Annotated in this window: 16 protein-coding genes and 2 pseudogenes; 6 read left to right on the top strand and 12 right to left on the bottom strand. The window is 57.8% G+C overall.

The genetic code is table 11. The features are described 5' to 3' along the window. Nucleotides 1-5 precede the first annotated feature (5 nt). A complete protein-coding gene (locus IHQ72_RS33825; protein WP_258120131.1) occupies nt 6-794 on the top strand; it encodes an SDR family NAD(P)-dependent oxidoreductase in 789 nt (262 codons plus the stop codon). A 178-nt stretch (nt 795-972) separates the two neighbouring features. After that, nucleotides 973-3015 carry a hydantoinase/oxoprolinase family protein gene (locus IHQ72_RS33820; RefSeq protein WP_258120127.1) on the top strand — a complete coding sequence of 681 codons (2043 nt, stop codon included), beginning with the start codon at nt 973-975 and terminating at the stop codon, nt 3013-3015. Between the two features lie 167 nt (nt 3016-3182). Here the strand turns inward: IHQ72_RS33820 and IHQ72_RS33815 are convergent, their stop codons facing one another. From IHQ72_RS33815 to IHQ72_RS33805, 3 genes are all read right to left on the bottom strand, one after another. Beyond that, nucleotides 3183-4238 (bottom strand): GlxA family transcriptional regulator, encoded by a 1056-nt coding sequence (locus IHQ72_RS33815; RefSeq protein ID WP_258120125.1) that lies wholly within the window; start codon nt 4236-4238, stop codon nt 3183-3185. A gap of 198 nt (nt 4239-4436) precedes the next feature. Next, the gene (locus IHQ72_RS33810) at nt 4437-5957 is read right to left on the bottom strand and encodes a trimethylamine methyltransferase family protein (protein WP_258120123.1); all 1521 of its coding nucleotides are present in this window, start codon (nt 5955-5957) and stop codon (nt 4437-4439) included. A gap of 320 nt (nt 5958-6277) precedes the next feature. After that, entirely contained in the window at nt 6278-6643 is a 366-nt protein-coding gene (locus IHQ72_RS33805) for an SDR family NAD(P)-dependent oxidoreductase (protein WP_258120121.1), read from the bottom strand. 7 nt (nt 6644-6650) lie between these two features. On the opposite strand from IHQ72_RS33805, the pseudogene IHQ72_RS33800 reads away from it, so the two are divergent. Continuing rightward, nucleotides 6651-7471, top strand: a pseudogene (locus IHQ72_RS33800) (IS5 family transposase). Between the two features lie 129 nt (nt 7472-7600). On the opposite strand, the gene IHQ72_RS33795 reads toward IHQ72_RS33800, so the two are convergent. From IHQ72_RS33795 to IHQ72_RS33785, 3 genes are all read right to left on the bottom strand, one after another. Continuing rightward, on the bottom strand, nt 7601-7918 hold the full coding sequence (locus IHQ72_RS33795) for a hypothetical protein (RefSeq protein ID WP_258120120.1): 318 nt from the start codon (nt 7916-7918) through the stop codon (nt 7601-7603). A gap of 377 nt (nt 7919-8295) precedes the next feature. Further along, entirely contained in the window at nt 8296-9429 is a 1134-nt protein-coding gene (locus IHQ72_RS33790) for a porin (RefSeq protein WP_258120119.1), read from the bottom strand. A gap of 397 nt (nt 9430-9826) precedes the next feature. Continuing rightward, complete coding sequence (locus IHQ72_RS33785; protein ID WP_095496085.1) at nt 9827-10519, bottom strand: antitoxin Xre/MbcA/ParS-like domain-containing protein; 693 nt, start codon at nt 10517-10519, stop codon at nt 9827-9829. 68 nt (nt 10520-10587) lie between these two features. On the opposite strand from IHQ72_RS33785, the pseudogene IHQ72_RS33780 reads away from it, so the two are divergent. After that, a pseudogene (locus tag IHQ72_RS33780) lies at nt 10588-10787 on the top strand (transposase); the annotation flags it as partial. Nucleotides 10788-10806: 19 nt separating this feature from the next. Here IHQ72_RS33780 and IHQ72_RS33775 read toward each other — a convergent pair. The 6 genes from IHQ72_RS33775 to IHQ72_RS33750 form a co-directional block, all read right to left on the bottom strand. After that, nucleotides 10807-11271, bottom strand: coding sequence for an SDR family NAD(P)-dependent oxidoreductase (locus tag IHQ72_RS33775; protein WP_258120117.1), 465 nt, complete (start codon nt 11269-11271; stop codon nt 10807-10809). 160 nt (nt 11272-11431) lie between these two features. Further along, nucleotides 11432-12484 (bottom strand): quaternary amine ABC transporter ATP-binding protein, encoded by a 1053-nt coding sequence (locus IHQ72_RS33770; RefSeq protein WP_258120114.1) that lies wholly within the window; start codon nt 12482-12484, stop codon nt 11432-11434. Between the two features lie 78 nt (nt 12485-12562). After that, nucleotides 12563-13594, bottom strand: coding sequence for a glycine betaine/L-proline ABC transporter substrate-binding protein ProX (gene proX / locus IHQ72_RS33765; RefSeq protein WP_258120112.1), 1032 nt, complete (start codon nt 13592-13594; stop codon nt 12563-12565). An 18-nt stretch (nt 13595-13612) separates the two neighbouring features. Beyond that, nucleotides 13613-14596, bottom strand: coding sequence for an ABC transporter permease (locus IHQ72_RS33760; protein ID WP_258120111.1), 984 nt, complete (start codon nt 14594-14596; stop codon nt 13613-13615). A gap of 242 nt (nt 14597-14838) precedes the next feature. After that, nucleotides 14839-16002: a LysR substrate-binding domain-containing protein gene (locus IHQ72_RS33755; protein ID WP_258120109.1), complete on the bottom strand. Its 1164-nt coding sequence runs from the start codon at nt 16000-16002 to the stop codon at nt 14839-14841. A 210-nt stretch (nt 16003-16212) separates the two neighbouring features. Beyond that, entirely contained in the window at nt 16213-17178 is a 966-nt protein-coding gene (locus tag IHQ72_RS33750) for a GlxA family transcriptional regulator (protein ID WP_258124029.1), read from the bottom strand. 230 nt (nt 17179-17408) lie between these two features. Between IHQ72_RS33750 and IHQ72_RS33745 the strand changes: the two genes are divergently transcribed. Further along, nucleotides 17409-18113, top strand: a complete 705-nt coding sequence (locus tag IHQ72_RS33745) for a GntR family transcriptional regulator (RefSeq protein WP_258120108.1) — start codon at nt 17409-17411, stop codon at nt 18111-18113. A 38-nt stretch (nt 18114-18151) separates the two neighbouring features. After that, nucleotides 18152-19639, top strand: coding sequence for an aldehyde dehydrogenase (locus tag IHQ72_RS33740; protein WP_258120107.1), 1488 nt, complete (start codon nt 18152-18154; stop codon nt 19637-19639).

The following is a 19639-nucleotide window of genomic DNA, read 5'->3' as shown; positions in this document are numbered from 1 at the left end:
GCAAAGTGGCCATCGTCACCGGTGGCAACCGAGGCATAGGGCGTGCAATTGCTGAGAGGCTCGCTGATGAAGACGCCATGGTTGTCGTCGGCGACTTGCGTGATGATCGCTCCGCCGATTCCGGCAGCCTCGAGAGGCTCACATTTATGTCTCTTGACGTCACAAAGGAGGCCTCAATTCGCGCATTCGTTGACGACGTCCTGCAGAAGTTTGGCAGGATCGATGTCCTGGTCAACAATGCCGGTATGGTCATTCATAAGTCCATCGACGAACAGACTGCCGAGGATTGGGACAGGCTTATGGCGGTCAATCTTCGTGGTCCGTTTTTAATGGCCAAGTATGTGGTCCCGGAAATGAGACGCATCGGCGTAGGCGCGATCGTCAACATTGGGTCGGTCGAGGGCTTTATGGTCAACCCTTGGCATACAGCCTATGCTGCCACCAAGGCCGGCGTGCACGGTCTCACGCTGGGGCTGTCAGTTGACCTCGGGCCCGATGGTATACGTTGCAATACCGTTTGCCCCGGTTGGATCGATACCGAGCTGAATCGTGCATACGTCGAACTCCATCCGGACCGAAGCTTGGTCGAGCGGGAATTAGGACAACTTCACCCGGTAGGAAGAATCGGCACTCCAAAAGAGATAGCCAATGCGGTCCTTTGGCTGGCCAGCGATGAGTCCAGCTTCGTTAGCGGTGAAATGATCGCTGTCGACGGGGCTCGAACCAAGAAGATATCCTTGCCGTCCATTTTGGACGAGGAGTATCGGGCCAAGCTGACGAAGCCGCAGTCATAGTGGTGCATTGGCGACTTCGAACGGATTGCGACAGGGGCTGTCGCCCGGCAGAAACAGAATCTAGGCTCGCTTGAAGCCGCACGATGTTGTCGACCTTCGCGCTCTTGCAGGCGGGCAGGGCGCTCGGCATCGGCTAAGGTGTGGAAAAGACGAACACCAGCTGAAACTGCCATTGAAAATGAGAGCCAACCCTAAGAAAAAACCGCTGCTCCTCGGGATCGACACCGGCGGCACCTACACCGATGCCGTGCTGTGGTCTGAAACCGAAGGCCCGCAGCACGGGCCGAACAAGGGCAAGGTGTTGGCCAAGGCCAAGGCACTGACTACGCGGCATGACCTTGCCGTTGGCATTTCCGGAGCGGTCGACGCTGTGCTGCAGAAGGCCCGCACCGATCCAGCCGATATAAAACTGGTGTCGATGTCGACGACGCTGGCCACCAATGCGCTGGTCGAGGGCCAGGGCGGCCGCGTGGCGCTGGTCATGATCGGCTTCTCCGAGACCGATCTTGCCCGCGACGGGCTGAAGGCGGCGCTTGGCACCGATCCTGTGGTGTTCTGCCCCGGTGGCCACGATGTGCACGGCAATACCGCTGGGGTCGACCTGTCCGGTCTCGAAGCGGCCTTGCCGGAACTTGTCGCGTCGGTATCTGGTTTTGCCGTCTGCGCCTATTTCGCCACCCGCAATCCGGCGCATGAGATCGCCGCCCGCAAGCTGATCCGCGAGAAGACCGGCCTGCCGGTCACCGCCAGCTATGAGCTGTCAGCCAAGCTCGGCGGGCCGCGCCGAGCGCTGACGACGCTGCTCAACGCCCGGCTGATCTCGATGATCGACCGGCTGGTGGCAGCGACCGAAGGCTTTTTGGAAGCGCGCAAGATCGTGGCGCCCTTGATGGTAGTGCGCGGCGATGGCGCCCTGGTCTCGGCCGCCTTTGCCCGCCAGCGGCCGATCGAGACGATCCTTTCAGGCCCGGCCGCCAGCCTTGTCGGCGCCCGCCACATGACCGGGCTCGGCAATGCGGTGGTCTCCGACATCGGCGGCACCACAACGGATGTCGCCGTGCTCGACAAGGGCCGGCCGCGGCTGGATCCGGAAGGCGCCACCGTCGGCGGCTTCCGCACCATGGTCGAAGCCGTCGCCATGCGCACTTTTGGGCTCGGCGGCGATTCCGAAGTGGCGCTGGAGGACGGCGCGCTCAACCCCAGGATATTGCTCGGGCCGCGCCGCCTGGTGCCACTGGCGCTGGCCGGCATGGTGCATGGCGAAGCGGTCACCGCCGAGCTCGAGCGCCAGCTGCGCGCGCCCAATCCCGGCCGCATGGATGGCCGCCTGGCGGTCAGGACGGGCGTGCCGGAGCGGCTCGCGGCCGGCCTGTCCGGCGCCGAAGCCAAGCTCTATGAGATGATTGGTGCTGTGGCCGTCGCTCTCGACAAATTGCTGATCTCGAATGCCCAGAACGCCACCTTAAACCGGTTGGTGTCGCGCGGGCTGGTGCATATTTCGGGCTTCACCCCTTCGGATGCCGCCCATGTGCTTGGCAAGCAGGCCAACTGGGATGCGGCAACGGCCCGGCTCGGCGCCGAACTGTTCGCGCGTAAGCGCGACGGGCGCGGCCAGTTCATCGCCGCCACGCCGGAGGCGATCTCGGAACGGGTGCTGCTGACGCTGACGCGCTGGTCGGCCGAATATATCTTGGAGACTGCCTTTACCGAGGATGGGCTGGACGGCGCCGCGACCGTGGCGCACGCGCTGGTGCAGCGCGCCGTCGATTCCCATCCCGGCATCGCTCGCCTCAGCGTGGCGCTCGATCGCCCGGTCATCGGCCTCGGCGCCTCGGCGCCGCTCCATTATGCCGGCTTGGCCGAGCTGGTCGGCAACGACTGCGTCGTGCCGGAGGATACCGACGTCGCCAATGCGCTCGGCGCCGTTGTCGGCCAGGTGCGGGTGTCGGCCGAAGCACAGGTCAGCCAACCCAAGGAAGGGCTGTTCCGGCTTGCCACTGGCGAAAAGGTTCGCGATTTCCTCGATGAGGCTGCGGCGATCGCGGCAGCCGAGGCCGACGTCCGCGCCATCGTTGCGGAGCGCGCCAGGGATGCAGGCACCGACAGCGCCGAGATCGACGTCACCACCGAATTCCGCGTCTCCACGGTCGAAAGCCAGCGCATGTTCATCGAGGCACATGTGGTGGCGGTGGCCTCGGGAAGGCCCAGGATTGCGGTTTAGGCATTAAGGCGGGTCTGTACGGCGCAACTCGCCCGAAATTGTTCGGTATGTCGTTGCAAACACTCGTCGGGTGGACCGCGGGGAGGGCTGGCCCTTCTTGGTCTCGGCTGGGGACGTCCAATAAACGCTAGAGAACTGGATCGCAGCGATCCTGCGGTTTCGTTTGTCTAGCCGAGGCCGGGTCCGACCCATGCCGGCGTCGTTGCACGACACTGCTGCGGCGAGAGGCCGTTGAAAGTTCTGAAGCATTTTGCGAAATGTGAAGGCGACAAAAATCCGCAGGCCATTGCGATATCGATAATGGGCATGCTTGTGCCTTCAATCAGGCGCTTGGCATGAGCGACACGGATCCGGAGGTAGTGGCGTACCGGCGGCATGTGCACGTGTGCTGCAAACAAGCGTTCCAGTTGGCGCCGTGACACGCCAGCCCGTTGCGCAACCTCGCTCATGGTCAGCGGGTACTCCACATTCTCTTCCATGAGCCTCATAGCCATCAGCAGCTTATCGCTTACACCCGCAAAGGCGAGACCCGATGGCCCAGTCTGGCGGTTGGAACCTGAGCGCTGACCGTCGACGGTCGCGTAGCGGCAAACCTCCTGTGCGGTAAACCCGCCGACATGGCTGGCGATCAGATCGACCGCCAAGTCGAAGGCTGCCAGTTCCCCCGCGCATGTCGAAAATTGCCCATCCTTGACAAAGAGAGCATCGCGAATCTGCGGCTGGCTGAATACTTCCGTGAAGGCGGCCAGCCGCGACCAGTGAATCGTGCAGCGTGTGCCTGCCAGCAGACCAGTCTGCGCGAGCAGCCATGTCGCTGTTCCAACCGCGGAAATGGGAACCCCGCGGCGTGCGATCGTGCGCAAGAAATTATTGAATTGTGCCGTCAGTCGCCGGCCCACCGGCTCGCCCGCGAAAATTGCGAGATGATGTGGCCCCCGGCCGCCTAAACAAGAGTTCAGTTCGTCAATCGTTACATCAACAGCGATCGAGAGGCCGCTCGCCCCCTTGACGGATTGGGCGTCGGATCCCGCGATCCGCCACCGGAACAGGGTCAGTTTGGATACCGTATTGGCGATGCGGAAAGGTTCGATGAAGGCGTGAAGCGCCAGTTGCGAGAACCCTGGCAATACCAGAACCACCAGCTCAATTGGTCGGCCGCCCCTTGCCGGATCGTCCGGCGTGGACAATGACTTCATGGCATTCATATTGGGAGGTGCGTTCATTAGGATTCGTCCATGCATTTCGCAAAAAGCTAACCAAGGTATTCTGGAGCCCGGAGACACCTGGCGCTTTTTCGGCTATTGCTGGGCGAGCGCTCGTGGTGAAGCAGACACAGAGATTCATCCGCCCTGCCGAGCACGGCCTTTCTTAGACACGATCTTGGCGAGGGTGCCGCAGCCATTTGCATTGATCCTGCTTGCCTAAAGGACAGCGTCACCGATGACGAGTTCCCGACGTTTGATAAAGTCAAGGAGCTCTTCGTCGATTGCTTCGTCGATCGGCGGTGCTTCATATTCCTTCAGGGCCCGCACAGCTGCATCGCGCCCCCGAATGTTGGCATCCTTAGCTCCGGCGAAGGACCATTGCTCAAAGCTGTCGTGGTTCATCAAGTCGGGCGTGAAGAAGGCCTTCTCGAAATTCTTCAGTGTATGTTCGGTACCAAGATAGTGACTGCCTGGCTCACTTTGGCGGATCGCATCGAGCGTTTCATCCATCTCGCTCATCACTATGCCTTGCCCAAGCTTATAGAACATCACCATCTGCTCAGCATCGAGCATGAACTTGCTATAGCTCTGGGTCAAAGCTGCTTCGAGATAACCGGTGGACGAAAGCACAAAATTCGCACCGGCGATAAGTGCGCCGTACATATTGCGGGCGGCCTCATAGCCTGCCTGGGCATCGACGAGCTTTGAACTTGTGTTGCTACCACTGCAGCGCCAAGGCAGTTTGTAGTGTCTGGCCAGTTGACCCACCAACATATTCATGTGGCAAATCTCGGGTGTTCCTGCCATTGGCGCGCCGCTTTTCATTGAAACGGTCGCCAACCACTGCCCATAAATGCAGGGCGCGCCCGGCCGGACCAGCTGCGCAAAGGCAACGCCGGCAAGTGCTTCGGCATTAAGCTGCGCGACTGCAGCCACGGTGCTCGCCGGGGTGCTGGCGCCACCAAGGACAAACGGGGCGAAGATCATGGCCTGGTTGTTTGCGGAGTAGACCTTGACCGCATCGAGCATGGTCGCGTCCCAAACGAGCGGCGAATTGCAGTTGGCAAGCGACACCATCACAGTGTTGTTGTTGACGAACTCGTCCCCGAAGACAATCTTGGCCATAGCGACCGTGTCTTCTGCCCTCTCACGCGAGGTCACCGCTCCCATAAATGGCTTGTCGGAGTACCGTATCAAACTGTAGTTCATGTGGAGGTGGCGCTTCGGGACGGCAATATCCATCGGCTCGCAAAGAACTCCGCCCGTCATATGCATTGCGGGGGCTTGGTAGGCGAGTTTTGCAAAATTAACGAAATCCTCAATTGTCGCGTTCCGCCGCTTGCCCTCAAGGTCAAGTACATTCGGTGAACCGTACGCTGGGGTAAAGATGGTCTTCCGACCGCCGAGAGTGACGGTCCTGGCGGGATTCCGAGCGTGAACTGTGATGGTTTCTGGGGCCTTTGCCACAAGTTCCAGCAGCTGGTTTCTGTCGATCCTAACGCGCTGACCGGTCACGTCGGCACCGGCTGCCCGCCACATTTCGACGGCCTCGTCATCTCGGAATTCGATGCCTATCTCTTCAAGTATTTGCATCGAAATGTTGTGAAGCCTAAGCAAATCATCCGGGTTCAGCAAATTCATATAAGGCAGACCCCGCTCCAGCGACGGCAAGTAAGTTACCGTCCTGTCAGAACGTAGCTTTTGTCGAGCGTCTCGGCCTCCAGATCTTGCGGACATTTTTATAATCCCTGATTCGAGGCGAGAATATAGGGCATAACAAATGCGGAAACGAACAATAAAAAGGAATGTAACTTATGAACTGAGGTTATGACCGTAAACTCGCGCCAGCCTAAAGCCAGCTCTGAATGCCGAACAAAACGAGGAATGCGTGACGATGCCAAGGTCGACCCCGCGCGCCGTTGACGCACAATAGCGACCTGTTTTCATGTCGATTTGACAAGCCGCTCTTTGAGGACAACACGCACGCCGACCTTTTGCAGTCCCAGACTCAAAGTCACAATATCGGCTACCGTTTGCTAGGCAGGGGCACGGACTGTTTAATAGACGGCCTTGGCACCGTGGACTTCGAGTGCGGTCCCCGCGATGAAGCGAGCGGCGTCAGAGCTCAGGAAATACACCGCATCAGCGATATCCTCCGGGTCGCCAAGTCGACCAAGCGGATTTGACTTGCTGAGCTCGGCAACCGCTGTGTCGGGATCGAACCCGCGATGGATAAAGCCTGAGCGAAGCATGGGTGTATCTATCTCGCCGGGGCAGACGGCATTGATCCTTATCCCATCCCCTGCGTGGTCGCGGCCAAGGCACTTTGAAAATGTGGCTACGGCGGCTTTACTCGCGCAGTAAGAGACTGTTTTGAAAATCGGCTTGCTGGGGGCTCGGTCTGAGGCTGGGTTATGATTCAAGCGTTGGATGTGGACAGAGCAGAGCCGTGGCCGGATGGCCCAGATCGCCAAGAAGACCAAGCGCTACCCGTCTGATTTGACCGACGAGGAGTGGGAGCAGTTCGCGCCGCTGATGCCCAAGCCTGGGCGGCGTGGGCGTCCGCGTGAGGTTGATTTTCGCGAGGTGATCAATGCGGTGCGTTACCTGGTTCGTTCGGGGTGCGGCTGGCGGATGCTGCCGATTCATTTCGGGCCCTGGCAGACGGTCTATGGGTGGTTTCGCGAGCTGGCGCGGCGATTTCTGTTCCAGACCATCCACGACCTGGCTCTGATGTTGGATCGTGAGCGGGCTGGGCGCGAGGCGAGCCCTACGGCGGCGGTGATCGACAGCCAGTCGGTCAAGGCTCCGCAAGCTGGAACAAGGGGTTACGACGCCGGAAAAAAGATCGCCGGACGCAAGCGCCATATCGCCGTCGATACGGATGGGCGTCTGTTGATGGTCAACCTTACGCCAGCCGATATCTCCGACAGCGCCGGCGCCCAGACGATCTTGGATGGTATCCGCAAGCGCTGGCCTTTGAAGCATCTGTTCGCCGATAGCGCCTACGATCGGCTGAAGCTCATGGACAAGGCCGCCTATCTGGACTTCGTGGTAGAGATCATCCGCAGATCCGACGACCAGAAGGGCTTCGAAGTCTTGCCCCGCCGCTGGGTTGTCAGAGCGCACCTTCGGCTGGATGACAAGATGGCGCCGCCTCGTGCGCGACTACGAGAAGCGTCGACGTCTCTCACGCCATGATCCTTGTCGCTATGGGCGGCAATCTCATCCGCAGAAACGCTCATCCCTGAATTTCAAAACAGAGAGGACTCTTAGGTCGCTATTCGCCGTACCGGCGCTCCAGCGCGTTGGCAATTCGCTCGCAAAGCAATTCTGAGGTCACGACTGTGAGGTGGAGACGAAGGCGAATTCCGTGGGTATCAACTGAAACACCGCTTACTATCAACTAGGGTGGTGACAACACCGCGATCGGAGTACTCGGCGAGGTCGAGAACATCGTTGATGATGAAGTCTGGTGTTTCGCGGAGCCTCTTAGGGCGCTCATCCACCGGGTTCTCCTCCCAAATTGGTGGCTTTCCAGGCAGGCCGAGCCGAATTCGCTGGAATTCGGCGTAGCTCTCGGCAACGGTTTGAGCGTTGAATAAATACGGAGTTGCTTTGCCATCTTCGAGGACCTGGACAATCCATTGGCCGTCGACATTTTTCAATCGCACGTCATTCGGTTCTCCGGCAACCATATCCGCCCTCCGTTTCAGCAATCAAGAATGAGGAATGACAGTGGAAGTCCCAAGCCGCTGTACCGCTCTGTAGACAACAACATCCCCCGACGTGATATTCAAATCCAGATTTTCTGACAGTAGGTCGTCGCTACACGACGGCGATCCCTTCGCTTCGTCAGAATCCTCGACGCTGTAGAACGAAGGGCGCCTTGGTTAAAGGCGCCCTTCGCTTCGGCGACACGCTCCGACCCCCGGGAGGCCACGGGATCAAGCATTTCGCGCGAGCCGCAAAAAACACTTCCTTTGGGATCTCCGCTCAGCCAATGCTGGCTGAGCGGCAAGTCTAGCGCACGCAAACGGATGCGGCGGGCGCTAATGGTCAATGCTTCGATCCGTCAGAACGAGCGCTGAAAGCGGAGGAGGCCGCCGAAGTTGTCGTCGTCATCCGCACCGGTCCAGTTGCTGACGGTCTCATCACCAAGATGGAAGTAGCTGGCTTCGGCCGTGATCGTCAGGCCGGGGACGATATCGTAGGCGATGTTCGCCACGACGCCGAGATTCTCACCTTCGTCATAGGAGATCTGGGTGTTGAACGAGGTCTTCTCGTTGACGGTGTAGGTGCCACCGCCCCAGACTGCCCAATTGCCGCTCCACAGCTTGTACATGCCGCGGCCGCCGGCGGGGATTGCGAAGCCGCCATCCGTGTAGTTGTCGTCCGTGCCGTAGCCGGCCATGATGAACAGCGACAGGTTCTCCATCGGGGTGACGTCGAGGCGAACCTTGCCGGCCACTTCTTCATAGTTGCTGTCGTAAGCAATGACGCCGGTGATCGCGCCCCAGCCCTGCGTCCACTTCACACCGCCGACGACATGCGGGACGTAGCTGTCGATCGTGAAGGCGCCGTAACCTTGTTCGAGCGAGACGACGGCGGAGAAGCCGTTGCCGGCGTCGAAATAGTACTGGACGACGTTGGTGTCGAAGCCACCGTAGGGAACCAGCGTATCGTTCAAGACGTTGCCGGCGTAGCCGCTGAACGTATCGAAGGCCGAGTCGTCCTTACCGACGCGCAGCCCACCGAGCTGGATCCAGGCGTAGGGCAGCGAAACGCCCGTGTTGCCGGCTTCGTTGAGGTACGGAGATGTATCGCCTTGGGTGTTGCGGAAGTTGAAGCGGGTCTCGGTGTAGGTCTTCAAGGTGCCGAGCTCGGTTTCCTGGCCGGTCCAGGTCTTCAGCGTGAAGCGAGCACGCTTCCAGTAGGTATCCTGATCGTCGCCGTCCTCGACGTCGACGGTCCCCGCACCGGTGAATGTGCCGACGTCGCCGACGCCGATGTCGTAGCGGACATAGCCGCCGATGCGCAGGCAGGTCTCGGTGCCGGGGATGTAGAAGTAGCCAGCGCCGTAGACGTCACAGATGCGGACGTATTCAGCGGGTTCCGGCTCGGCGACGACGACGGCGTCGGCGGCGCGCGCACCGGAAACTGCGACCAGTGCCGCAGCGGAGCCGAGAAGAAGGCTCTTGATGTTCATTTTGATCTCCACTCAAAAGATTAAAAAAAGGGCCAGGGCATCTTCCTGCTGAAGACAGCATCCCTCCCCATTCCCCACGATCGAAAAAAGATGCGCATCGCGCCGCTTCCTCGCAGTTTGACGCTATACGCGATACTAAATAATGCAAGATATAGGCGGGCTAAGCAGAGATATATAAAACTACAGTTGCGATTATGTCACGAAAGTCCAGTATATACTGCGCAATTCGTGCAAACTATACAAATAACACAAACTGGACAGTTCGCACGATATTGCAAAATACATTGCGCAGTGCGTGGTGGCGCGTGCGACCCTCAATAGGGCCTTCACAGGCTCACAACGGGATCAACCGATTGCCGCGGTGCACTGATTTGCAGTTGGCTTCGTCAGCTGGACTTCATGTCGAGGAAAAGTCTCGTGCAGCCCGGATGACTTCTGCAGCCAGATCTTGCCGGAGCATCTCTATGGGAATTCGGCCATCAAGCCGAGGTGAAGGGGAGGTCAGCCAAAGCCACGCCGGTCTGGGATTGACGATCAAGGAGAGCACCTGTCGTATCCCCGGCGCGGGCCTACCGTCGATGAACTGAGCTAGGGGGAACACATGCTTGCGCGCGCCTTTCCGCAACGCAACTACATCATTGTGCCGCTGCCACCAATGCAATGTCGATCGCGGTATGCCGAAGCGTGCTTCCAGATAGGTGGGCCCTGCAACCGCGCCCGCCCAGTCTTCGATGCGCAGGCTATCGCTTTGCTGATCTCGCGCTTTTAGGACTGCGCACCCATGTGCGCCCTCGGTTCGAACCGTGAGCGGAGCCACCTCACCGGCGCTTTCATTGGAACGACGCACTGCTTCGGCTGCGAGCCTGCGAACAAATTCAGAGGCCAGGGCACTCAAATCGTCATGAATGGCCTGTCTGGGCGTTGCAGAAAGCAAATCGGCGGCAGTGCCTGTCCCCATGTGCGATGAGATTGAGCTCCCACCCTTCATAACTTCCGCGAACTGAGCAAGAACGCGCTGGACTTCCTTTGCAACCAAGCATGAAAACTCGTCCTGGCGAGGTTCATTTCCAAAATCAAATGATTTTGTCATGTGTGGCTCCCCTGCCGCGTAAGAGTCCGGTTGATTGCCTGCGCGATCGAATTGTGATTATGGGCTACGATTTCGTCATCGAAGTGTTGCGCCGTATCGATACCGAGGCCGGCTTCAAGGCGCTGCTCAGGCGTTGGATGGTCGAAAGAACGTTCGGCTGGCTAATACGCTGGCGCCGCGCGTGCGCGACTACGAACCGCGCATCGACGTCTCCGAAGCCATGATCCACGTCGCCGTGGGCAGTCTTTTGATGCGCAACAGCCATTGAACCAATTCCCAAACGGACTCTAAGCTGCGTGACTAGGTCCAGGATAGATGCCCCAGGTCGAGGAGATGTTCACGATCGAACCGCCACCATTCTCCTTCATGAAGGCTATTGCCCGTCGGCAGGTGTAGAAAATTGCTTTCAGATTGATATCGAAGGTTTTTTCCCAATCCTCGTCGCTTGTTTCGAGGATTGTACCGCGCGTGATGATGCCGGCATTGTTGACAAGGGCGTCCAGCCGGCCGGTAAGGCTGGTAGCTGTATCGATGAGATCCTCGCAATATGCCTTGCTTCTCAGGTCGCCATGCTTGGCCAAAGCAGTTTGGCCAATTCGGTTGAGTTCGTCAGTCGTGGCAATCAACCGCTCTTGGTTGGCATCACCAGCGATTACAAAATATCCGTTAGCCACGAACTTTTTACAGATTGCTTGGCCCATTCCGCCAGCAGCTCCGGTTACGACCACGGTTTTCTTTTCAGTGTTCATCATCGTTTAACCAACCAAGTTCGGAGAATTGCGGCTCATAACTCTTTCAATTGCCTGCTCAGCACCGAGCACGAAGGATATGCGGCAGAACCTAATTTCGAGACTAATACAAATAGGGGGGGATGTATTTATGAACTAGGGTCATTATAATACCCTAGCCCACCTAAATCCTGTCATGTACACCGCGCAAAAGTAAGGACGCGGTCACGATGCCCACATCAACTCCGCCTGCGTCGACAACCACTAACGGCAAATTCCCATGTCGATGAGACAGGTCGAGCATTTCTTTGATCGGAGTATCAAGACTGAGCCGTGGCGCATCCACCAAGGCCATGCCGTCACCGACACTCGCAAATTCGGTAAGCGGCAACATCACGGACTCGGCTTTCAGAAGCTTCAACCGGCTGCTTCCTTGGACAAATCTTTCGACATACGGGTCTTTGGGATTTCCGAGAATGTCATCCGCGGAGCCGATCTGAAGCATCTTCCCGTCTTTCATGACACCGATTTGGTGTCCCAACCGGACTGCTTCATCCAGATCGTGAGTTATGAAAAGCGTGGTTTTACCCAACTTCGTCGAAAGCGCTTTGAACTCGTCCTGTAGGTCGCGTCGTATGAGCGGATCCAGCGCAGAAAATGGCTCATCCATCAACAAAATCGCGGGATCAGCTGCCAACGCTCGGGCAAGCCCTACTCGCTGCTTCATTCCACCAGAGAGTTCATCAGGATAACGATCTCCCCAGCCCGCCAGTTGCACCAATTCCAGCTTTTCCTCCGCAATCTCACAGCGTTGTCGGACGCTTGCCTTTCGTAGCTCCAGACCCAGAGCCACGTTGTCGCGGACCGTTCGGTGAGGCAGGAGCGCCACATTCTGGAAAACCATCCCCATTGTCCGGGCACGGAGTTCTCGCATCTCATTTTCGGACTTCCGATTGATATCCTCGCCGCCAACAATGATCTGGCCAGCGCTGGGTTTGATCAAACGATTTACATGTCGGACCAGCGTTGACTTTCCGCTCCCGGACAGTCCCATGACACAGAAGATTTCACCGGCCTCTACCTTAAAGGAGACGCCGGCGACGGCGGCTACGCACCCATGTTTCTCCAGGAGTGCGGCCTTCGAAAGATCATCGCGCTGGATGCTCGCAAGGTCGAACCTCGAGCTCGTCCCGAAGACCTTCCAAACATCCTTGAATTCAATGGCATGCGCTTCCAAAGATAAGCTCCACGGTTGAGAGGTGTCGCCCGGGCAGCGTAAAGCTTACCGGGCGAGCATGCTTTCCGAAGTCCAGCGTTACTTACCTGCCTGTTTTGCTTGAGCTATCCAAGTATTCCACTGGTCGAGGTTGGCCTTCTTCCAGGACTCAGCATGACCGTGGATGTCCTCGTTGGACTTCTCACCTTTGTGAATAAGAAGATTCTCGTCGTCGATATCCTGAATTGGGACCTCGACTAGCTCGAACCACTTATTTGCGACGGGGTTTTTCTCGAGAAAGGGTGTGTTGGCAATCACGTGATGATTGTTCACGGAAAATCCCAGGTTTCCAATGCCTGAAACCGTCGTGTTCGCGCCAGCCTGCTCTTCGGGCAACGCCGTGAACGGAACCGTCAGCCAGACAACCTCTTTTCCATGGCGCAAAACCCCTTGTAGCCAGTTGGGTGTCCAGCTGTAATACAAGGTTGGACTGCCGGACTGAAGCCGCTGGATGACGTCAGGAAGCAGAGCAAAATACTCACCCTGCTTGTGTGTGACGGTATCGCGAAGGCCGTATGCATCAAGGTTATGTTCTATGATGCGTTCGCATCCCCAGCCCGGATCACAGCCATACAGGTCTGCTTTACCGTCCCCATCCACATCGAACAGCTTGGCAATCTTCGGGTCCTTCAACTGATCGATCGTCTTTATGCCGTACTTGTCGGCTGTGGCCTTATCTATGGAGTACCCCTGGATCGAGTTCTTTACGAGCGTCCCGACGCGACGAAGCTTGGTATCGCCGCCGGCCTTCTCGGCAAACGCAATATGCAAGGGGTACCAGTGCGGCGTATAGTAATCCGCATCACCGTTCCCTACCGCTATATGAGCAAGTGGAACCTGGGTTGCGGAGGGTTCATCAACTGTATAGCCGAGATCCTCGAGGCCTAGCTTAACGACGTAGGCTTCGAATAATTCTTCCGCTTGGCCAAGATATAGGGGCCGAACGGTCACGCCTTTCCCCGGGAGGTCCTCCGCAGCCGCGTATCCAGGAGACAGGGCCAAAGTGCCAAGCACTGTGACAGCGGCGGCAAGCCCCCGAAAGTGCCAATTTATTCTAAACCGATAGCTCATAGTCGCTCCCATTCTTTCTTAGCTAGAAGTCCGTTGCCGGCCAGTTTCCAATCCTCCACGCCGGGCCGGAGAGGCCTGGAAGGTCTTGATTACACCGGTGAATAGCGCAGCTGGACCCCGCTTGTGCCAGGCAATGTGGGCGAAGCGTTTGCGCTTAGAAAACGCAGATTGGGTCAGGCGATCTAGAATGATTGCGAGAATGACAATGCCGATTCCGCCCGTTGCAGCCAGCCCGATGTCGAGGCGACCGATGCCGCGCAAAACCATTTGGCCGAGTCCCCCAACGGCGATCATGGAGGCAACAACAACCATTGATAGTGACATCATCAATGTCTGGTTGATACCTGCCACTATGCTCGGAAGAGCCAGCGGCAGCTGAGCCTTGAACAGGATCTGACTGTTGGTCGCTCCAAAGGCACGCATAGCCTCGACGACTTCTTCAGAAACCTGCTGAATGCCTAGTGTTGTCAGCCTGATAACGGGCGGAAGTGCAAAAACGATGGTTACAATCACGCCAGGCACGTTGCCGATACCAAACAACATGACCACGGGAACAAGATAGACGAAGGATGGAATCGTCTGCATTGTGTCGAGGATTGGCCGGCAAATGGCAGCCGCCCTGTCACTTCGAGCGGCAATTACCCCCACCGGAATGCCAACAACCGTGCAGAAAAGAACGGCGGTGAAAACGAGAGACAGTGTCGTCATCGTTTCACCCCAAATGCCAAGGAAGCCGATAATCAGCAGCAGACCAGCGACTTGACCTGCCAGTCGCCACCCGGCGATCTGCCACGCTACCAATCCGAAGCATAAAATTATAACGACCGGCGGGATGCCATTCAGCGCGAGATCAAATGCCCTCAGAAGCTGGTCAATTGGCCACTTCAAGCTCTGAAACAATGGGCGGTATTCCTGAACAATCCACCCCAACCCAACATCAACCCAATCACCAAACGGTATGTGCCAGGTTTTGAAAGGATCTAGAACGTCTTCGGGCTTCACGAGACTTCCTTTCAGTCAGGACCTATTTGAGCGATAACTACGGAGCGCTGATGCGAGCCCGCTGTGTGTCATAGGTCAGCTGCCGTCGCATCCATCACCTGCTTACGGATTACACTCCCTGTCTGCTGGGACCTTCAGCAAAGCTTGAGAGGCTGTCGCATCGGATTGGTCCAGAAACGCTAGCGGCGAGGCGGCTGCAAAACAACCGTACAAAAAGTCATGTACCGCAGGACTAAATGTTATCAGGCGGATGTCAGGTCTGGATAGCCAGCTGATATCTCGCTGGGTGCAACTGGTGCTGCCTTGATGTTTTCCGCAGCCGACGCTGGCGGGATCGGATTAAGATCTGCGACCTGTGTGATCAGCCAATTGCTGAAGATCTGGACGTCGCCTCGCTCAATTGCGGTATCCGGAATGACCAAATGATGTTTTCGGCCGGTCAAATAGCTTTCACTCAGAGGCCTTATCAAGGTGCCTTCATTGAGGTAATCACTTACCAAGTGACGGAAGCCCAGCCCGATGCCGTAGCCCTTGATCACTGACTGGATCATCGTTGGATAACTAGTGAACGTGATGGCGCGTTTGAAGTCGGACGAAACGCCGAACTGTCCAAGCCAGTGGGCCCAATTGAAGGGTGACCATGGGTAGGCGGACCAATGCTGATCGTCCATATCCAAGAGGACCTCGTTTACCAGGTCCTCCGGAGTGAGAATACGCGGGGAGTGTGTCTGATATGATTTACTGCAAACCGGGAAGACTTCCTCGCCGAAGAGCTCGGTAGCTGTGAACCCCGGGCGCGCCAGATACCCCATTACCACGGACACATCAAAACCGTCCGTCGCCGGCGCCGGGCTGCGTTCGAGGGAGACCAAGTGCAGGTCGACCTCTGGGTTGTTCGCGACGAAATCTCCAATCCGGTGGCTCATAAACAGCGTTGCGAACGACATCGGCATGCCGACGGTCAACCGTCGGGCTTTCTGGCCTCTCTTCACGCTGTCAAAAGCCGCTGCAATATGCGCCAGGCTGAGGGTCGCAGCTTCAAATAACTCCTCGCCGGCGGGAGATAATGACACCTTCTGGTTTCCGCGGTTGAAAAGCTGGGTGTCGAGGTGGTCCTCCAACGTCAAGATATGGCGGCTCACTGCCGCTTGAGTGACCGAAAGCTCATTGGCAGCCTTGGTAAAACTCAAATGCCGTGCGGCAGCTTCAAATGCGCGCAGCGCACTCAACGGAAGCCGTCGATAATTTGACATGAAGTTATCATTACTCCAGCCATGAGAAGAAGTAAAACCCGCGTGCGCACCCGAACCATGTGTTCTAACGCGCCCAGTATATTTCGGAAAAATCGGCTGCGTAAACGACCAGGTCCAAAGCGCAAGTGAGCGGCGCGGCAGGCTATTCGTCATCGCCCATCACCATAGATAGCCTATCATAGCTTGTCTACAATATGTCTCTTCGAGGGGTCGACCCGGCGACTCTTGCTAGTCAAATCCTCATCTCGGCCGTTAAAACTGGGTTGTCAGGACCCGATGCTAACACCTGGCACCCGTCGCAAGGCGTAATCGCCGTAATATGCGTCGCGGACGTGGACGGGAAGACGGCCATCCATCACCGAGTTATTCAACCGCGTCGGCGCCCAGTGAGTACGTATTCTGCAAAGCTCCACGTTCGCCACTTGGCCAAGTCAACTCCGAACGCCTCCAGGCAGAGGGTGATTGACCGTAAGCCCTTCGGAAGACCCTGGCGAAGTGAGAGGCGTTCTCGAAACCTGACCCGATAGCGACCTCGATCAAAGGAGTGTCGCTTTTCCTGAGAAGTTGCTTTGCGCGCTCCAGCCGCACGCGCCGGTAGACAAGCGCAGGAGAGCTGTTCACCTCCTTGAAAAACAGCCGTTCGAGTTGTCGTCGCGAAATACCCAATGCTGCGGCCAGCCTGGAAACCGACAGTGTGTTCTCGATGTTCTGCTCCATCAGGATCAGCGCAGCGCGGAGCCTCGGGTCCTGCGTTTCTATCGTCAACGGCCGACGCGGTTGCACCCACTCTGCGTTCCTAACTTTGTCGATCTGCAGCACTTCCAGCGCGTTCCGCTCGGCCGCGTTTCCAATGTGCCGTCGCACCAATTCTGCCGCCAAATCGGCAGTGCTGCTGCCGCCCGCGCATGATCCCCGCGTGGCATCCAAGTTATAGATTCTGTCCGCCCGAACCTGTAAATCAGGAAATCGCTCCTTGAAGTCGACGTAGTGAAGCCAGCTGACGCAGGTTTCGTGCGCGGCCATAAGACCTGCCTCAGCCAAAATGAACGTTCCGGTGCAGATTCCGATCAATCGCGCTTCTTTGAACGCGGCATCCCGAAGATACCTCAGGGTTTCGTTGTCGACGGCCTGGCCGTCGGTCAATCGTCCCCCTACGACGACAATGTAGTCAAACTCCATCGGGTCAAGGAATAAAGACGTCGGCGAGACCTGGACGCCGCAGCTCGACGTGACGAGATGCCGGGTGTTTGACAACACCTCCCAGTCCGCATTGATCCGACCTGACCTGTCGGATTCATCGCTGGCGAGTCTGAGTGTGTCGATAAACATGGCGAAGGCGGTCAACGTGAAGGAGCGGGCCAGGATGAACCCGACCTTCAGCCGGACCGATCGTGCCTGTCTGCGCCGTGGTGATGAATGAAACACCCTCTTGCCTCGACCCGTTGGAACACCCTGCGAGCTGCCGTATGGCTGTCACCGCATCAGCGTAATATCATTTACCTATCTTGACTCTTGATCTTTGTCTACCATATGTCTTTCTTTGAAATTGAGGAGCCGCTATGATCCTGGATGAACCTGCTGCCTCGACGGATCGAAAGGGCATTCTTGCTGAAACACTGGTGCATCGCATCCTAACCATGCAGCTCGAGCCGGGGGCGGTTCTCGACGAAGTCGCTCTCAGTGAGGAATTCGGCCTGTCTCGTCCGCCGGTCCGCGAACTCATGAGACAGATGGCGGGCGAGGGCTACGTCGATCTTGAGGCCAACCGCGCTGCGCGCGTCTCCATCATGTCCTACCAGACGCTTCGGGATTTCCTGATCGTCGCCCCGATGATCTACGTCGGAACGACGAAGCTCGCGGCTGTCAACCATAACGCTCGGGACCTCGAAGTCCTCAAGCATACTCAGCACAAGTTCCGGCAGTCCATTGCCGACGGCCACGTCGAGAACAGGGTGATCTTCAATCACCAGTTCCATCTGAACATCGGGAAGATGGCACACAACCAGTATCTGCTTCCCAGTCTGAAGAAGCTTCTCATCGATCACGCCCGGATCGGGAAGATCTTCTATCGCCAAAACGGCGGCCCGCGGATTCAAAAAAACCAGGAAACCGCTGCGCGGCAGCACGATCAGATGATCGAGGCCATCGAAGCCCGGGATGCAGAGCGGGCGGGCGAACTGGTGCGCGCCCATCTCGAAGTGTTCCGAAGCGACGTGGCGCTCTACGCCGTGCCCAACGGCATGCAAGGCGAACTCGACGGGTAATCATTGTCGGTGTCACTTGGACACGAGGGAGAACAGAAATGCTCAATAAAGTCGACTACAAGACGCAGGCGAGATCACTCAAGCTGCCGAACAAGATGATAGTGGATGGGGTGCAGATTGCGGCCCTGTCCGGCAAAACCTATCCAACCCTCAACCCGGCGACGGGGAAGGTCCAGGCAGAGCTCCCGGCAGGTTCGGCGGCCGACGTCGACAAGGCCGTCGCCGCCGCCCGGCATGCGTTTGAGGACGGCCGGTGGTCGAAGCTGGCCCCAGCGAACCGGAAGAAAGTCCTTCTCAGGCTGGCGTCTGTCATCGAGGAAAACGCGCTAGAGCTGGCACTGATGGAGAGCTTGGATAGCGGCAAGACCATCAGCGACTGCATCAACATCGATGTGCCCGAGACTATCAACAGCCTCAGATGGCATGCCGAAGCCGTCGACAAGATATATGACCAGGTGTCACCTGCGAATGACGCCTCTCTTGGCCTGATAGTGCGCGAGCCGATCGGCGTCGTCGGCATCGTGCTCCCCTGGAACTTCCCTCTTCTCATGCTTGCGTGGAAGATCGGCCCTGCTCTGGCAGCGGGGTGCACGATCGTCGTCAAACCAGCCGAAGAGACGTCGCTTACCACTTTGCGGGTCGCAGAGCTCGCTCTGAATGCCGGGCTGCCGCCTGGGGTTTTCAACGTCGTGACCGGTGATGGTCCGGACGTCGGCGAACCAATCGGTCGCCATCCCGGCATCGACGCAATTTCCTTCACGGGTTCCACCGACACTGGTCGTCGCTTCCTGAAGTACTCCTCCGAGAGCAATTTGAAGGAAGTGGTTCTTGAAATGGGTGGTAAGAACCCTTGTATCGTGATGGACGATGTTCCCGATCTTGACGCCGTGGCCTCCCACATCGGCAACGGCGCGTTCTGGAACATGGGTCAGAACTGCTCGGCCATCTCACGTGTCTTTGTCCACAAGGACGTGAAGGACCGCCTTGTCGAAAAACTGACGCAAGTCGCCAAGACCTGGACCGCGGGCGACCCGCTTGATCCGGAAACCCGCATCGGTCCGCTTGTCTCAGCCACGCATTTCGAGAAGGTCAGCAGCTATCTGGCAGGCGATGGCAAGGTGGTGGCTGGCGGAAAGGTCTTCAACGGAACCACGATCGAGCCCACGATCATGGAATTCGACCGCCACGACAGCAAGCACGTCCGGGAAGAGATTTTCGGGCCGATTGTTTGTGTCATTGGGGTGAACTCCCTCGCGGAGGCTGTCTCGCTTGCCAATGAGACCGAATATGGTCTGGCTGCCTCCGTTTTCACCGCCGACGGCACACGGGCGCTTCGGGCCGCACGGGCGATCCGGGCGGGGACTGTCACCGTGAACTGCTACGGGGAGGGGGACGCCGCCACGCCGTTTGGCGGTTACAAGCAATCGGGCTTCGGCGGCCGGGACAAGGCTTTCCACGCACATGATCAATATTGCCAGACCAAAACGCTTTGGATCGACCTGAGCAGCTCGAACGAGGGTTTCTGA

The sequence above is a fragment of the Mesorhizobium onobrychidis genome (assembly GCF_024707545.1).
In the GTDB taxonomy this organism is placed as follows: domain Bacteria; phylum Pseudomonadota; class Alphaproteobacteria; order Rhizobiales; family Rhizobiaceae; genus Mesorhizobium; species Mesorhizobium onobrychidis.
The sequence above is the reverse complement of the archived record's forward strand: the minus strand, read 5'-3'. Positions and strand labels throughout refer to the sequence as shown.

Coding starts and splice junctions, on each gene's coding strand:
- IHQ72_RS33820 (WP_258120127.1), top strand. CDS start 973: ATGAGAGCCAACCCTAAGAAAAAACCGCTGCTCCTCGGGATCGACACC.
- IHQ72_RS33815 (WP_258120125.1), bottom strand. CDS start 4,238: ATGAACGCACCTCCCAATATGAATGCCATGAAGTCATTGTCCACGCCG.
- IHQ72_RS33810 (WP_258120123.1), bottom strand. CDS start 5,957: ATGTCCGCAAGATCTGGAGGCCGAGACGCTCGACAAAAGCTACGTTCT.
- IHQ72_RS33795 (WP_258120120.1), bottom strand. CDS start 7,918: ATGGTTGCCGGAGAACCGAATGACGTGCGATTGAAAAATGTCGACGGC.
- IHQ72_RS33790 (WP_258120119.1), bottom strand. CDS start 9,429: ATGAACATCAAGAGCCTTCTTCTCGGCTCCGCTGCGGCACTGGTCGCA.
- IHQ72_RS33785 (WP_095496085.1), bottom strand. CDS start 10,519: ATGACAAAATCATTTGATTTTGGAAATGAACCTCGCCAGGACGAGTTT.
- IHQ72_RS33775 (WP_258120117.1), bottom strand. CDS start 11,271: ATGATGAACACTGAAAAGAAAACCGTGGTCGTAACCGGAGCTGCTGGC.
- proX (WP_258120112.1), bottom strand. CDS start 13,594: ATGAGCTATCGGTTTAGAATAAATTGGCACTTTCGGGGGCTTGCCGCC.
- IHQ72_RS33755 (WP_258120109.1), bottom strand. CDS start 16,002: ATGACGAATAGCCTGCCGCGCCGCTCACTTGCGCTTTGGACCTGGTCG.
- IHQ72_RS33750 (WP_258124029.1), bottom strand. CDS start 17,178: ATGTTTATCGACACACTCAGACTCGCCAGCGATGAATCCGACAGGTCA.
- IHQ72_RS33745 (WP_258120108.1), top strand. CDS start 17,409: ATGATCCTGGATGAACCTGCTGCCTCGACGGATCGAAAGGGCATTCTT.
- IHQ72_RS33740 (WP_258120107.1), top strand. CDS start 18,152: ATGCTCAATAAAGTCGACTACAAGACGCAGGCGAGATCACTCAAGCTG.